Source organism: Pseudomonas sp. MBLB4136, from assembly GCF_051904765.1.
Lineage (GTDB): Bacteria > Pseudomonadota > Gammaproteobacteria > Pseudomonadales > Pseudomonadaceae > Aquipseudomonas.
The window spans coordinates 468,677-481,375 of the sequence record NZ_CP196713.1 but is presented as its reverse complement, the minus strand read 5'-3'; the positions used below and the strand labels follow the sequence as shown (position 1 = coordinate 481,375).

General features: G+C 67.9%; 12 protein-coding genes. 6 read left to right on the top strand and 6 right to left on the bottom strand.

All coding sequences use genetic code 11. The features are described 5' to 3' along the window. The first annotated feature begins 61 nt into the window (after positions 1-61). From purH to ACSX1D_RS02170, 3 genes are all read left to right on the top strand, one after another. Complete coding sequence (purH, locus tag ACSX1D_RS02180; RefSeq protein WP_439860779.1) at positions 62-1,669, top strand: bifunctional phosphoribosylaminoimidazolecarboxamide formyltransferase/IMP cyclohydrolase; 1,608 nt, start codon at positions 62-64, stop codon at positions 1,667-1,669. 198 nt (positions 1,670-1,867) lie between these two features. Beyond that, positions 1,868-3,157, top strand: a complete 1,290-nt coding sequence (purD, locus tag ACSX1D_RS02175) for a phosphoribosylamine--glycine ligase (RefSeq protein ID WP_208708179.1) — start codon at positions 1,868-1,870, stop codon at positions 3,155-3,157. 95 nt (positions 3,158-3,252) lie between these two features. Beyond that, a complete protein-coding gene (locus ACSX1D_RS02170; protein ID WP_439860778.1) occupies positions 3,253-6,024 on the top strand; it encodes a response regulator in 2,772 nt (923 codons plus the stop codon). Between the two features lie 48 nt (positions 6,025-6,072). Here the strand turns inward: ACSX1D_RS02170 and ACSX1D_RS02165 are convergent, their stop codons facing one another. Continuing rightward, positions 6,073-7,149 (bottom strand): WD40/YVTN/BNR-like repeat-containing protein, encoded by a 1,077-nt coding sequence (locus tag ACSX1D_RS02165; protein WP_439860777.1) that lies wholly within the window; start codon positions 7,147-7,149, stop codon positions 6,073-6,075. Positions 7,150-7,163: 14 nt separating this feature from the next. Next, positions 7,164-7,433, bottom strand: a complete 270-nt coding sequence (locus tag ACSX1D_RS02160) for a MoaD/ThiS family protein (protein ID WP_208708176.1) — start codon at positions 7,431-7,433, stop codon at positions 7,164-7,166. Positions 7,434-7,659: 226 nt separating this feature from the next. On the opposite strand from ACSX1D_RS02160, the gene ACSX1D_RS02155 reads away from it, so the two are divergent. From ACSX1D_RS02155 to ACSX1D_RS02145, 3 genes are all read left to right on the top strand, one after another. Then, positions 7,660-8,256 carry a MarC family protein gene (locus ACSX1D_RS02155; protein WP_208708175.1) on the top strand — a complete coding sequence of 199 codons (597 nt, stop codon included), beginning with the start codon at positions 7,660-7,662 and terminating at the stop codon, positions 8,254-8,256. A gap of 131 nt (positions 8,257-8,387) precedes the next feature. After that, positions 8,388-8,957 carry a GNAT family N-acetyltransferase gene (locus tag ACSX1D_RS02150; protein ID WP_439860776.1) on the top strand — a complete coding sequence of 190 codons (570 nt, stop codon included), beginning with the start codon at positions 8,388-8,390 and terminating at the stop codon, positions 8,955-8,957. After that, positions 8,902-9,459, top strand: a complete 558-nt coding sequence (locus ACSX1D_RS02145; RefSeq protein ID WP_439860775.1) for a GNAT family N-acetyltransferase — start codon at positions 8,902-8,904, stop codon at positions 9,457-9,459. The genes ACSX1D_RS02150 and ACSX1D_RS02145 overlap by 56 nt, the downstream gene beginning before the upstream one ends. Positions 9,460-9,533: 74 nt before the next feature. Here ACSX1D_RS02145 and ACSX1D_RS02140 read toward each other — a convergent pair whose 3' ends face one another. The 4 genes from ACSX1D_RS02140 to ACSX1D_RS02125 all read right to left on the bottom strand — a co-directional run bounded on the left by ACSX1D_RS02140 (position 9,534) and on the right by ACSX1D_RS02125 (position 12,683). Then, complete coding sequence (locus ACSX1D_RS02140) at positions 9,534-10,331, bottom strand: substrate-binding periplasmic protein (RefSeq protein WP_439860774.1); 798 nt, start codon at positions 10,329-10,331, stop codon at positions 9,534-9,536. Positions 10,332-10,359: 28 nt separating this feature from the next. Next, on the bottom strand, positions 10,360-10,626 hold the full coding sequence (locus tag ACSX1D_RS02135) for a DksA/TraR family C4-type zinc finger protein (protein WP_439860773.1): 267 nt from the start codon (positions 10,624-10,626) through the stop codon (positions 10,360-10,362). A gap of 97 nt (positions 10,627-10,723) precedes the next feature. Then, positions 10,724-11,587: an isocitrate lyase/PEP mutase family protein gene (locus tag ACSX1D_RS02130; protein ID WP_439862254.1), complete on the bottom strand. Its 864-nt coding sequence runs from the start codon at positions 11,585-11,587 to the stop codon at positions 10,724-10,726. Positions 11,588-11,735: 148 nt separating this feature from the next. Beyond that, positions 11,736-12,683 carry a substrate-binding domain-containing protein gene (locus tag ACSX1D_RS02125; protein WP_439860772.1) on the bottom strand — a complete coding sequence of 316 codons (948 nt, stop codon included), beginning with the start codon at positions 12,681-12,683 and terminating at the stop codon, positions 11,736-11,738. Between the last annotated feature and the right edge of the window lie 16 nt (positions 12,684-12,699).

Below are 12,699 nucleotides of genomic sequence, written 5' to 3'. Positions count from 1 at the left end.
CGGGGCGGCCCGATCACGAGCCGCCCCGCCTGCTGATTTCCCTGCTCTGATGGACTCTGAAATGACCGACCAGACCACCCGCCTCCCCGTCCGCCGCGCGCTGATCAGCGTCTCCGACAAGACCGGCGTCCTCGACTTCGCCCGCGAACTGTCCGCCCTCGGCGTCGAGATCCTCTCCACCGGCGGCACCTACAAGCTGCTCAAGGACAACGGCGTGGCCGCCGTGGAAGTGGCCGACTACACCGGCTTCCCGGAGATGATGGACGGCCGGGTGAAGACCCTGCACCCGAAGATCCATGGCGGCATCCTCGGGCGCCGCGCCCTCGACGGCGAAGTCATGGCGCAGCACGGGATCAAGCCGATCGACCTGGTCGCGGTCAACCTCTACCCCTTCGAGGCCACCGTGGCCAAGCCGGACTGCGATCTGGCCGATGCCATCGAGAACATCGACATCGGCGGCCCGACCATGGTCCGCAGCGCGGCGAAGAACCATAAGGACGTCGCCATCGTGGTCAACACCGGTGACTATGCCGGGATCGTCGAGGCCCTGAAGGCCGGCGGCCTGAGCTACGCCCAGCGCTTCGACCTGGCGCTCAAGGCCTTCGAGCACACCGCCGCCTACGACGGCATGATCGCCAACTACCTGGGCACCATCGACCAGAGCCGCGAGACGCTGTCCACCGAGGCCCGTGGCGCCTTCCCGCGCACCTTCAACAGCCAGTTCATCAAGGCCCAGGAGATGCGCTACGGCGAGAACCCGCACCAGAGCGCGGCCTTCTACGTCGAGGCGAAGAAGGGCGAGGCCAGCGTCTCCAGCGCCGTGCAGCTGCAGGGCAAGGAGCTGTCGTTCAACAACGTCGCCGACACCGACGCCGCCCTGGAATGCGTGAAGAGCTTCGTCAAGCCTGCCTGCGTGATCGTCAAGCACGCCAATCCCTGCGGCGTCGCCGTGGTCCCGGAAGACGAGGGCGGTATCCGCAAGGCCTACGACCTGGCCTACGCCACCGACAGCGAATCGGCCTTCGGCGGCATCATCGCCTTCAACCGCGAGCTGGACGGCGAAACCGCCAAGGCCATCGTCGAGCGTCAGTTCGTCGAGGTGATCATCGCCCCGAAAATCTCCCAGGCTGCCCGCGAAGTGGTTGCCGCCAAGGCCAACGTGCGCCTGCTCGAGTGCGGCGAGTGGCCGGCCGAGCGCGCCCCGGGCTGGGACTTCAAGCGGGTCAACGGTGGCCTGCTGGTGCAGAGCCGCGACATCGGCATGATCAAGGCCGCAGACCTGAAGATCGTCACCCAGCGCGCCCCCAGCGAGCAGGAGATCCATGACCTGATCTTCGCCTGGAAGGTGGCCAAGTTCGTCAAGTCCAATGCCATCGTCTACGCCAAGAACCGTCAGACCGTGGGCGTCGGCGCCGGCCAGATGAGCCGGGTCAACTCCGCGCGCATCGCCGCGATCAAGGCCGAGCACGCCGGCCTGCCGGTCCCTGGCGCGGTGATGGCCTCGGACGCGTTCTTCCCCTTCCGCGACGGCATCGACAACGCCGCCAAGGCCGGCATCACCGCGGTGATCCAGCCCGGCGGTTCGATGCGCGACGCCGAGGTGATCGCCGCCGCCGACGAGGCGGGGATTGCCATGGTGTTCACCGGCATGCGCCACTTCAGGCACTAAGATCGGCCGCGATCGGACGGGCATCAGCGGCATTGCCCGGCCCTTACCCCTGCTCATTGCCAGAAGGCAACAGTGCTGGGCGAAGGACCGGGCGCCCTGCATCTACCGGCCCGATCGCGACCTCGACATTCGTAGGGTGGATAGCGCTTTGCCTATCCACCGAACGGGCCCCAGGCCCGCCTCCCCCAGGAGAGAAACATGAACGTATTGATCATCGGCAGCGGCGGTCGCGAACACGCCCTGGCCTGGAAAGTCGCCCAGGACCCACGCGTGGCCAAGGTCTTCGTCGCCCCGGGCAATGCCGGCACCGCCCTCGAGGCCAAGTGTGAGAACGTCGCCATCGACGTGCTGGCCCTCGAGCAACTGGCCGACTTCGCCGAGCAGAACGTGCAGCTGACCATCGTCGGCCCCGAGGCGCCGCTGGTGAGGGGCGTGGTCGACCTGTTCCGCTCCCGCGGCCTGGACATCTTCGGTCCCAGCGCCGGCGCCGCCCAGCTGGAGGGCTCCAAGGCCTTCACCAAGGACTTCCTCGCCCGCCACCAGATTCCGACCGCGGCCTACCAGAACTTCACCGAAGTGGAACCGGCCCTGGCCTACCTGCAGCAGGTTGGCGCTCCGATCGTCATCAAGGCCGACGGCCTGGCCGCCGGCAAGGGCGTGATCGTCGCCATGGACCTGGCCGAGGCCGAGGCCGCGGTGCGCGACATGCTCGCCGGCAATGCCTTCGGCGAGGCCGGCTCGCGGGTGGTCATTGAAGAGTTCCTCGATGGTGAAGAGGCTTCCTTCATCGTGATGGTCGACGGCGAGAATGTCCTGCCGATGGCCACCAGCCAGGATCACAAGCGCGTCGGCGACGGCGACAGCGGCCCGAACACCGGCGGCATGGGCGCCTACTCGCCGGCTCCGGTGGTGACCGCCGAGGTGCACCAGCGGGTGATGGACGAGGTGATCATGCCGACCGTCAAAGGCATGGCCGCCGAAGGCAACGTCTACACCGGCTTCCTCTATGCCGGCCTGATGATCGACAAGAGCGGTGCGCCCAAGGTCATCGAGTTCAACTGCCGCTTCGGCGACCCGGAGACCCAGCCGATCATGGTGCGCCTGGAGTCGTCCCTGGTGCTGCTGATCGAGGCCGCCCTGGCCAGGGCCCTGGACAAGGTCGAGGCGACCTGGGACCCGCGCCCCACCGTCGGCGTGGTACTGGCCGCCGGCGGCTATCCCGGCGACTACGCCAAGGGCGAGGTCATCGACGGCCTGGACGCCGCCGCCAAGCTGGACGGCAAGGTGTTCCACGCCGGCACCGCGCTCAAGGACGGCCAGATCGTCACTGCCGGCGGCCGGGTGCTGTGCGCCACGGCCATCGGCCCGAGCGTGGCCGAGGCCCAGCAGCAGGCCTACCGCCTGGCCGAGCAGATCCGTTGGAACGGCTGTTTCTACCGCAAGGACATCGGCTATCGGGCGATCGCCCGCGAGCGCGGCGAGAGCTGAGAGCGCACCAGCAAAGGGCGGCGACGCCCTTTGCATGGTCCTGGCGATCCCGGCATGGCTATAATCGGACCACCCATTACCGAAGGGATTTCACCGTGCGCCGGCTGAGGAATGCCACAGGATTGTTTTTCGGCTTGCTGCTGACGCTGCTGTGTCAGTTGCCGGCCCAGGCGGCGAGCGGATGGTCGGCGCTGAACGACGATGGCGCGAGCCTGCAACTCGACGACATCCGCACCCCCCTGCACAGCTCGCGCTTCGCCCCGACCGAGCTCGGCGACCTCTACACCCCCGGCGGCGACGCCGCGCTATGGCTGCACTACCGCCTGCCGGTGAGCCCGCAGGCGCGCATGCTGCGGATTTTCGCCCCCTACCTGGCCTACCTCGACCTGTACGTGCTGCAGGGCGATCAGCTGCTCGATCACACCCGCACCGGCAGCAGCCTGCCGTTCTCCAGCCGCCCCCTGGCCAGCCGAGACTACCTGCTGCCACTGCCCCAGGCCGATGTCCCCCTGGACCTCTACCTGCGCCTGGCCTCCGACCACGCCCTGCGCCCGACCATCAGCCTGCAGAGCACCAACGCCATCGCCGCCGACGACAGCCGGCCGCTGCTGCTCGGCCTGCTGCTCGGCGGCCTCGGCATGCTGGTGTTCTACAACCTCGTGCGCTTCGCCTACAGCCGTGCGGTCACCAGCCTGTGGCTCGCGGCGACCCAGGCCGGCCTGCTGCTCACCGCCATCAGCGTGCTGGGCATCAGCAACCCCTGGCTCGGCGAATGGCAGCCGTTGCAACCGCAGATCGCCAACCTGTCGATGCTGACAACCATGCTCTGCGCCCTGGCCTTCACCGCCAGCTTCTTCCATGGGGTCTGCAGCAATACGCCGCTGAACCGCCTGCTGCTCGGGGAAATCCTGCTGGTCGCTCTGGTCAGCCTGACCCTGCTGATCGCCAGCAACCTGCAGTTCAACCAGCTGGTCTACCTGCTCGCCGCGGTCAGCGGCCTGAGCATGCTACTGGTGGCGCTGTACCACTGGAGCCACGGCTACCGCCCGGCGCGCCTGTTCGGCGTGGCGCTGCTGCTGTATTGCGCGGCCTTCGTCGGCGCCCTGCCGATCCTCTTCGGCTACTGGTCGGTGCAGTCCGACTGGCTGGCCTACGGCCTGCTGGCCATCACCGTGGTCAGTGGCTTCATCGCCAGCATGGCGCTGAGCGAACGCCAGCGCCGCATCGTCCAGGATCAGTTCAGCACCAGCCGCGCCCTGGCCGCCAGCTCCGCCGAGTTGAAGGCCAAGGCCGAGTTCCTGGCCAAGATCAGCCACGAGATCCGCACCCCGATGAACGGCGTGCTGGGCATGACCGAGCTGCTGCTCGGCACCCCGCTGTCGGCCAAGCAGCGCGACTACGTGCAGACCATCCACAGCTCGGGCAACGAGCTGCTGACCCTGATCAACGAGATTCTCGACATTTCCAAGCTGGAGACCGGGCAGATCGAACTGGACGATGTGCAGTTCGACCTCAATGCCCTGATCGAGGACTGCCTGGACATCTTCCGCGCCAAGGCCGAACAGCAGAAGGTCGAGCTGATCAGCTTCATGCAACCCCAGGTGCCGCGGGTGATCAGCGGCGACCCGACGCGCCTGCGCCAGACCCTGCTGAGCCTGCTGGACAATGCCTTCAAGCAGACCGCCGAGGGCGAGGTGCTGCTGGTGGTGGCGCTGGACAACGGCGGCAGCCAGCCGCGCCTGCGCATCGCCGTGCAGGACAGCGGCCAGCCGCTGCTGGCCAGCGAACGCGAGGCGCTGCTGCATGCCGAGCTGCAAAGCCGCGACTTCCTCTCCGCCACCAAGCTCGGCGGCCGCCTGGGCCTGCTTATCGCCCGCCAGCTGGTGCGCCTGATGGGCGGCGAGTTCGGCGTGCAGAGCGGCGGCAAGCAGGGCTCGACCCTGTGGCTGACCCTGCCGCTCGACGCCGCGCGCCTCGAGCAGCCCACCGCCGACCTCGACGGCCCGCTGCAGGGGGCACGCCTGCTGGTGGTCGACGACAACGACACCTGCCGCAAGGTGCTGTTGCAGCAGTGCAGCGCCTGGGGCCTGAGCGTCAGCACCGTGCCCTCCGGCAAGGAGGCCCTGGCCCTGCTGCGGACCAAGGCGCACCTGCGCGAGTACTTCGACGTGGTGCTGCTCGACCAGGACATGCCCGGCATGACCGGCATGCAGCTGGCGGCCAAGATCAAGGAAGACCCCAGCCTCAACCACGACATCCTGCTGATCATGCTCACCGGCATCAGCAATGCGCCGAGTAAGATCGTCGCGCGCAACGCCGGCATCAAGCGCATCCTGGCCAAACCGGTGGCCGGTTACACGCTCAAGGCCACCCTGGCCGACGAACTGGCCCAGCGCAGTACCGGTGCGCCGCAGTTCGTGCCGACCACGGTGACCGCGCCACTGAACGTGCCGAACGATTTCCGCATCCTGGTCGCCGAAGACAACAGCATCTCGACCAAGGTGATCCGCGGCATGCTCGGCAAGCTCAACCTGCAGCCCGATACCGCCAGCAACGGCGAGGAAGCGCTCACGGCCATGAAGAGCCGGCATTACGACCTGGTTCTGATGGACTGCGAGATGCCGGTGCTCGACGGTTTCTCTGCCACCGAGCAGCTGCGCGCCTGGGAGCAGGCCGAGAAGCGCGACCGCACCCCGGTGGTGGCCCTCACCGCGCATATCCTCAACGAACATAAGGAACGCGCACGCCAGGCCGGGATGGACGGACACATGTCCAAGCCGGTGGAGCTGTCGCAACTGCGCGACTTGCTCGAGCACTGGATCGCCGAACGCGAAGTTCGCCGCCAGCGCAGCGCCCTGCCCTACTGATCCGTCCCCTCGACACACCCGGCGCCGCGCGGGCGCTCCACGCCGGTGTCAGGCGAAGCGCAGCGCATGGATCGGCGGCAGGTGACCGGCCAGCAATCGCCAGCTGTCGCCTTGATCGGCCGAGTACCACAGATGGCCGGTGGTCGAGCCCATCGCCAGGCACTGGCCACTGTCGTCGATCGTCAGGCCATGCCGGTAGACCAGATCGAAGCAGTGTTTCTGCGGCAGGCCGGTGCGCAGACACTGGAAACTCTCCCCGCCATCCCGTGTGCGAGTCACCACCAGGCGATGCTGCACCGGCACCCGGCACTCGTCCTTGACCGCCGGCACGAACCAGGCGGTTTGCCCCTCGCGCGGGTGCACGACCACGGCGAAACCGAAGCTCGAAGGTTCGACGCCCTCGATCTCGCGCCAATGCGCGGCGCCATCGCGGGACAGGAAGATGCCGTTGTGGTGCTGCACCCAGAGGGTGTCCGGCTGCGCCGCACAGGCCACCATGCGGTGCGGGTCCTGGATCTCCGGGGTCTGCGCCAGCTCCGGTGGCATGTAGGCGGCGCGCATGCCCTGGGTACGGCAGGCCCAGCTGGCCCCGGCGTCCTCGCTGCACCACACGCCGCCGCAGGACACCGCGACCTGCAGCCGCGTGCTGTCGCGCGGATCGACGCAGATCGAGTGAATGCCCGGCTCGTCGTAGCCACCGCCGAACCACCGGGCGCGCTCCGGGCGCTGCCACAACGCCTCGATCAGCCGCCAGGACGCGCCGCGGTCGTCGGAGCGGAACAGGGCGCCGGGAAGGGTCCCGGCCCAGAGCGTCTGCGGCTGGTCGGCGCCGCCGCACTCCAGCGACCAGATCATCGACACCGAAGGCCCATGGCCGTCATCGCTGGCGGCGAAGGCCGGCGCGACGACTTCTTCCCAGTGTTCTCCGGCATCTGCCGAACGCCACAGCTTGGGGCCGAAATGCCCCAGGTGCAGGGCCGCGTAGAGATGGCCATCGCGCCGATCGGCCAGCACCATGCTTACCGGTTCGCCGAGGAAATCGCTGCGCTCGAGGCGCCACTCGCCCGCCTTGCGGGAAAATGTCAGCAAGCCCTTGCGCGTGGCCACATGCAGCACGTCAGCCATCTCCGCCTCCTCCTTTATCCACCGGAAAGCGCCTGCACCACGAAGATCTCGCTGCCGCTCGCCACGCGGTCACTCAAGCCGCGGCGGTCGCGCACCTGGCTGCCATCGACGAAGATCGCCACGTGCTGACGCAGCCGCCCCTGATCATCCAGCAGGTAGCTGCGCAGCCGCGGATTGCCGGCGAACACCTCGCCCAGCACCTCGCCCACCGTGGCACCGGCCGCCTCGCAGGCGGCCACATCCAGGTGGCGATGCAGGTTACGGGTGAAGCTCACATGCGCCATCGTGCGGCTCCAGCGGCCGATGCCGGCTAACGCCACAGGTATAGTCGAACTTGCGTGCCGGCTGGCGCCGGGGCGCCAGGCGGTCATCCACCAGCGAGCAACAAAATTGCCTGGCGCACTGGAGATCGCGCGACCAATCCCCGATCATTCCCCCTCCGAGGCGACCGCCGGCACGGCCGCGCCCACCGCCGACCCCCGCCCACCCGGCCAAGAGACGAGTCCCGCCATGGCGTCCGAGCTGTTCAGTCTGTATCTCAAGTTGCTGGTGCTCTACAGCCCATTCTTCGTGTTGTCCTGCTTCATCGGCCTGAGCCGCGGCTACACGGTCAAGGAGCGCAAGAGGCTGGCCTGGAAGGTCGCCGCCGGCGTGCTGGTGGCCAGCGTGCTGCTGTACCTGTTCGGCAAGCACATCTTCACCCTGTTCGGCATCACCATCGATGCCTTCCGCATCGGCGCCGGCAGCGTGCTGTTCATCTCCGCCCTGGGCATGGCCCAGGGCAAGTCGGCGGTGCAGACCGACAACGTGCAGCAGGACGTGACCATCGTGCCGCTGACCATCCCGCTCACCGTCGGCCCCGGCACCATAGGTGCGCTGCTGCTGATGGGCGCCAGCCAGCCGCACTGGGACGACAAGCTGCTGGCTGTGCTCGGCATCGCCCTGGCCAGCCTCACCGTGGGGGTGGTGCTGTACCTGTCGAACCAGTTCGAGCGCCTGCTCGGCGACCAGGGCCTGCAGATCGTCAGCCGCCTGATGGGCCTGTTCGTCTGCGCCCTGGCGGCGCAGATCATCTTCACCGGGGTGAAGAACTACCTGGTGCTCTGATTTGCCGGCGCCGCGCGGCCCGCCGGGCGAGCGTCCTCAACCCCGGAGGATGACGCTCGACGCCCGCCGCAGCCCCGACCTATATTCAGCCTCGCGGGCGACCGTACACCCCTCCATCGCCAAGGATTGCCATGAGCCACACGATCTGCGACGCCAGCGCCGGCGACCTGCCCGGCATCCTGGCCATCTACAACGACGCCGTGCAGAACACCACGGCGATCTGGAACGAAACCCTGGTCGACCTGAACAACCGCAGCGCCTGGCTGGCCGAACGCCAGGGCGCCGGCTTTCCGGTCCTGGTCGCCCGTGACGGCGACGGGCAAGTGCTTGGCTACGCCAGCTACGGCACCTGGCGCAGCATCGAGGGCTTTCGCCACACCGTGGAACACTCGGTGTACGTGCGCCCCGACCAGCGCGGCCGCGGCCTCGGCCCCGCGCTGCTGCAGGCGCTGATCGAGCGGGCGCGCGGCGCCGGCCTGCACGTGCTGGTGGCCGCCATCGAGAGCGGCAACGCCGCCTCGACCCGCCTGCACGAACGCCTCGGCTTCGTCACCACCGGACAGATGCCCCAGGTCGGGCGCAAGTTCGGCCGCTGGCTGGATCTGACCTTTATGCAGCTGATTCTACCCACGGAAGGGAATAGCCATGGATCCAGCGCTCCCGACGAGCCAAACACTGCAGCCGACCCGGATCGGGCCTGAGCAGTTCGAAACCTATAGACCGGGGCTGGTCGAGCTGCTGCTCGACAGCGTGCGCCACGGCGCTTCGGTCGGTTTCCTCGCCGACCTCTCGGGGGCCGAAGCCAACGCCTATTTCGACGAGGTGCGGGCGGGCCTGGAGGACGGCTCGCGCCTGCTGTGGGTCGCCGGCCGGCAAGCACTGCCGCTCGGCAGCGTGCAGCTGAGCCTGTGCCAGAAGCGCAACGGCCTGAACCGCGCCGAGGTACAGAAGCTTTTGGTGCGCAGCTGTGCGCGCCGGCGCGGTATCGCCCGCGCACTGCTGCAGGGCCTGGAGGACGAGGCGCGCGACCGGCAGCGCGGCCTGCTGTACCTAGACACCGAGGCTGGCAGCCCGGCCGAAGACTTCTATCGCAGCGCAGGCTATCGCTGCATCGGCGGCCTGCCCGACTACGCCTGCGGCCCCGATGGCCGCTACCGGGCAAACGCCATTTACTACAAGACCCTGTCCAGCCCCGCCCGATGACTAGCGGTCTGGGCGTCACGACACGACACTGATTTCAGTATCTGACCGACGGATAGGGAAGACCGAGGCGCCGGCTAACGGCTGCCGCTGAGCAGCCATGCCGGCAGCGGCTGCTCGGGGAACCAGCGCCGGTAGATGGCGGTAAATTCGCCGTCCCGCTTCATCTCATCCAGCGCCACCTGCCAGCGCTCGACGATGCCCCGCTCGGTGGCGAGGGAGAACGCCAGGTAGGTGTCGTGTTCGAGAAACACGAACTGCGCCTCGACCTGCTCCGGCCTCATCCCGACCATCGCCAGCAGCTCCGGCAAGACGTAGTCACTGGCCGCCAGCAGGTCGGCGCGTTGCTTGCTGAACACCTGCATCATCTTGTCCGGCGCCGTGACCGTATAGAGGTTGGTGAAACCGCGCGCGAGCAGGTACTCGTGGGTGTACCAGTTGCGCTGCAGGACCAGGCGACCGGCACGGGCGGCCTGCTCGAGGCTGTCGATTCGCAGCCCCGCGCCCTTGTGCGTGTAGAAACGGGTGCGCGTGTGCGTCAGCGGTCCCACCCACTGGAAGGCCTGTTCGCGCTCGGCGATACGCGCCGTGGTAAAGACTCCGACATTGGCCGCGGACATCGCCTTGCCGTAGCCGCGGGTCCAGGGCCCCAGTTCCAGCCGCACCGTGTCGCCGGTGCGCACGGCCAGTGCGCGAACGACCTCGGTGGAAAAACCCGTCAGCTCGCCGTCGCGACTGAAGTTCAGTGGCGGGTTTTCCTCGGTATGCAGCACCAGCTGCGCGGCCTGGGCTGGCAGCATCGCGAGCAGGGCCAGGCACGACACGAGGGAAGCGTGCCGCACATTCAGGCGCAGCCATTGCCACAGCTTACCCACTGCTTCCCCCTGACGCCCATGCCGCGCCTTATCTGAGTTGACTGTCCTTGCTGCCGCGGCGGTTGTAGCCGCCGCCGACCTGCTGCGCCTTGTCCTGTTCGGACTGGCAGGCGACGCACAGGCGCACCCCCGCGATGGCCTGGCGCCGAGCCTCGGGAATGACTGCATCGCACGCCTCGCAGTGATGCAGGCTCTCGCCCCGGGGCAGCTGGCTGCGGGCGCGAGCGATGGCGTCCTCGATGCTGCTGTCGATCTGTTCCTGTACCGCCCCGTCACTCGCCCAACCACCAGCCATGTCCACCTCTCAAACGTTCGTTGCACTTCCGCTAGATAGATATGCGCGCCCCTGCCTGCCATTGCAAGGGCGGTTCATCGGCCTGCGCCGCACACGGCTACTCCTTCACGTTCATGAAGTCCTCGGCCCAGGCCATGTACTCCTCGGGCAGGCTGTACTTGTGCGCCAGCTCGGAGGCGCTGAGTTCGGTTGCCTCGCCACCGCGCTGCTCGCGCAGGCAATCGTAGGTGGCCTTGATCGCGGCGAAGTAGGCGGCGTGGCCGTTGACCACGATGCGCACGCCGAGCCTGGCCAGGCGCGCGTCGTCACGCAACCGGGGGTTGCCATAGGTGACCAGCATCAGCGGGACGCTCAGCGCGTCGGCGATCTGTTCCAGATGGACGAAGTTCTCCACCCCGACCAGGCAGATGGCGTCGGCGCCGGCCGCCTGGTAGGCCAGGGTGCGGCGGATCACCTCGTCCACCGCCAGCACCCCGGCATGGGTGCGCGCGATGATCGCCAGCTGCGGGTCGACCCGCGCCTCCAGCGCCGCACGGATCTTGCCGACGCCCTCGTCGATCGAGATCAGGTCGGTGGACTTGCGACCGAACTGGGCCGGCAGCAGGGTGTCTTCGATGGTCAGCGCGGCGATCCCGGCGCGCTCCAGTTCGACCACGGTGCGCATCACGTTGAGCGCATTGCCGTAGCCGTGGTCGGCATCGGCGATCACCGGCAAGCGGCTGACCCGGCCGATACGGGTGGCCTGCTCGACGAACTCGCTGAGGCTGATCAGGGCGAAGTCGGGCGCGGCCAGCACCTGCAGCGAGGCCACCGAGCCACCGAGAATACCCACCTCGAAACCGAGATCGGCGGCGATCCGCGCCGACATCGGATCGAACACCGAGGCGGTGTGGTAGCAGGCATCGGCGCTCAGCAGCGCGCGAAAGGCACTGCGCAGCTCATGGTGGGAAGCACGTTGCAGGTTCGACATTGGGGCATCATCCAGAAGCGATGGTGAGGTTGGGCGTAGCAGTGGCGGCCGGGACAGGCGACGCCGGGCGTCATAGCCGGCCTTAACAGTGCGGCCAAGGGACGGGCACTCGCCAGGACCCGAGCGCCAGATAACCGGCCTAAGGCTGCTTGGGCAACTGCAGCTGCGTCTTGATCCCGGGACTGTCGAGATTGTCCCGTGTCACCAGCACCGCGTCCAACTCGATCCGCCGCATACGTGGCTCGACGCGCCCCGTGCGCAAGGCGCGCTCGGCCAACAGCACGCCCTGATAGCCCATGGTATAGGGCTGCTGAACCATCAGGGCGTCGATCTGGCCGGCCCTGAGTGCCTCGAGCAGTACCTGATCGGCGTCGAAGCCGATATGCAGGAGCTGCCCAGCCCCCTGCATGCGCAACAATGCGGCGTAGGCCTGCCGGGTCGACGAGCCGTTCGGGGTGAAGAGCGCGTCGAGCCGCGGCAGTTGCGCGCGCAGGGCTTCGAGGGTAGCTTGTGGCGGATCGCCCAGGGGACGATCGAAGGTGATAGTCAGGCCCGCCGCCTCCACCGCCTGGATGAAGCCGCGCTGGCGGGCACTGGTCGAGGCGATCTCCGGCGTCATGCGAATCAGCCCGACCCGCCCCTTGTCGCCCAGTCGCTGCGCCACGTAGCGCCCTGCCGCCTGGCCCGCCTGGTAGTTGTTGGTGGCGATCAGCGCCTGCACATCCTCGCCGCCGACGTCCCGGTCGATGTAGAAGGTCAGCACCCCGCGCGCCTCGAGCTCACGGGCCTTGGCGTTGATCTCGGCACCGGCCGGGGCGATGACCAGCGCCTTGCAGCCTTGCTCCACAACCTTGTCGATCAGTTGCAACTGGGTGGCGACGCTGCCCTCCTTGCGCGGGCCGCGCACATACAACTCGATACCGGCATCCACGCCCGCGCGCCGGGCACCGGCCTCCACCTGCCGCCAGAAGATGTGGGCGCTGGCGGGCACCACGCCGATGCAGTCCTTTGCCGAAGCCTGACCCGACTGCAAGACGCACAGCGCGAAAAGCAGGCAGGCCCAGCACACTACTTGAGGGGACTGCATGTTCGGACTCCCGCGG

Excerpts from the sequence above, each read along its gene's own strand:
- ACSX1D_RS02160 (WP_208708176.1), bottom strand. The coding sequence starts at position 7,433 with ATGGCGCATGTGAGCTTCACCCGTAACCTGCATCGCCACCTGGATGTG.
- ACSX1D_RS02135 (WP_439860773.1), bottom strand. The coding sequence starts at position 10,626 with ATGGCTGGTGGTTGGGCGAGTGACGGGGCGGTACAGGAACAGATCGAC.
- ACSX1D_RS02165 (WP_439860777.1), bottom strand. The coding sequence starts at position 7,149 with ATGGCTGACGTGCTGCATGTGGCCACGCGCAAGGGCTTGCTGACATTT.
- purD (WP_208708179.1), top strand. The coding sequence starts at position 1,868 with ATGAACGTATTGATCATCGGCAGCGGCGGTCGCGAACACGCCCTGGCC.
- ACSX1D_RS02145 (WP_439860775.1), top strand. The coding sequence starts at position 8,902 with ATGGATCCAGCGCTCCCGACGAGCCAAACACTGCAGCCGACCCGGATC.
- ACSX1D_RS02150 (WP_439860776.1), top strand. The coding sequence starts at position 8,388 with ATGAGCCACACGATCTGCGACGCCAGCGCCGGCGACCTGCCCGGCATC.
- ACSX1D_RS02125 (WP_439860772.1), bottom strand. The coding sequence starts at position 12,683 with ATGCAGTCCCCTCAAGTAGTGTGCTGGGCCTGCCTGCTTTTCGCGCTG.
- ACSX1D_RS02155 (WP_208708175.1), top strand. The coding sequence starts at position 7,660 with ATGGCGTCCGAGCTGTTCAGTCTGTATCTCAAGTTGCTGGTGCTCTAC.
- purH (WP_439860779.1), top strand. The coding sequence starts at position 62 with ATGACCGACCAGACCACCCGCCTCCCCGTCCGCCGCGCGCTGATCAGC.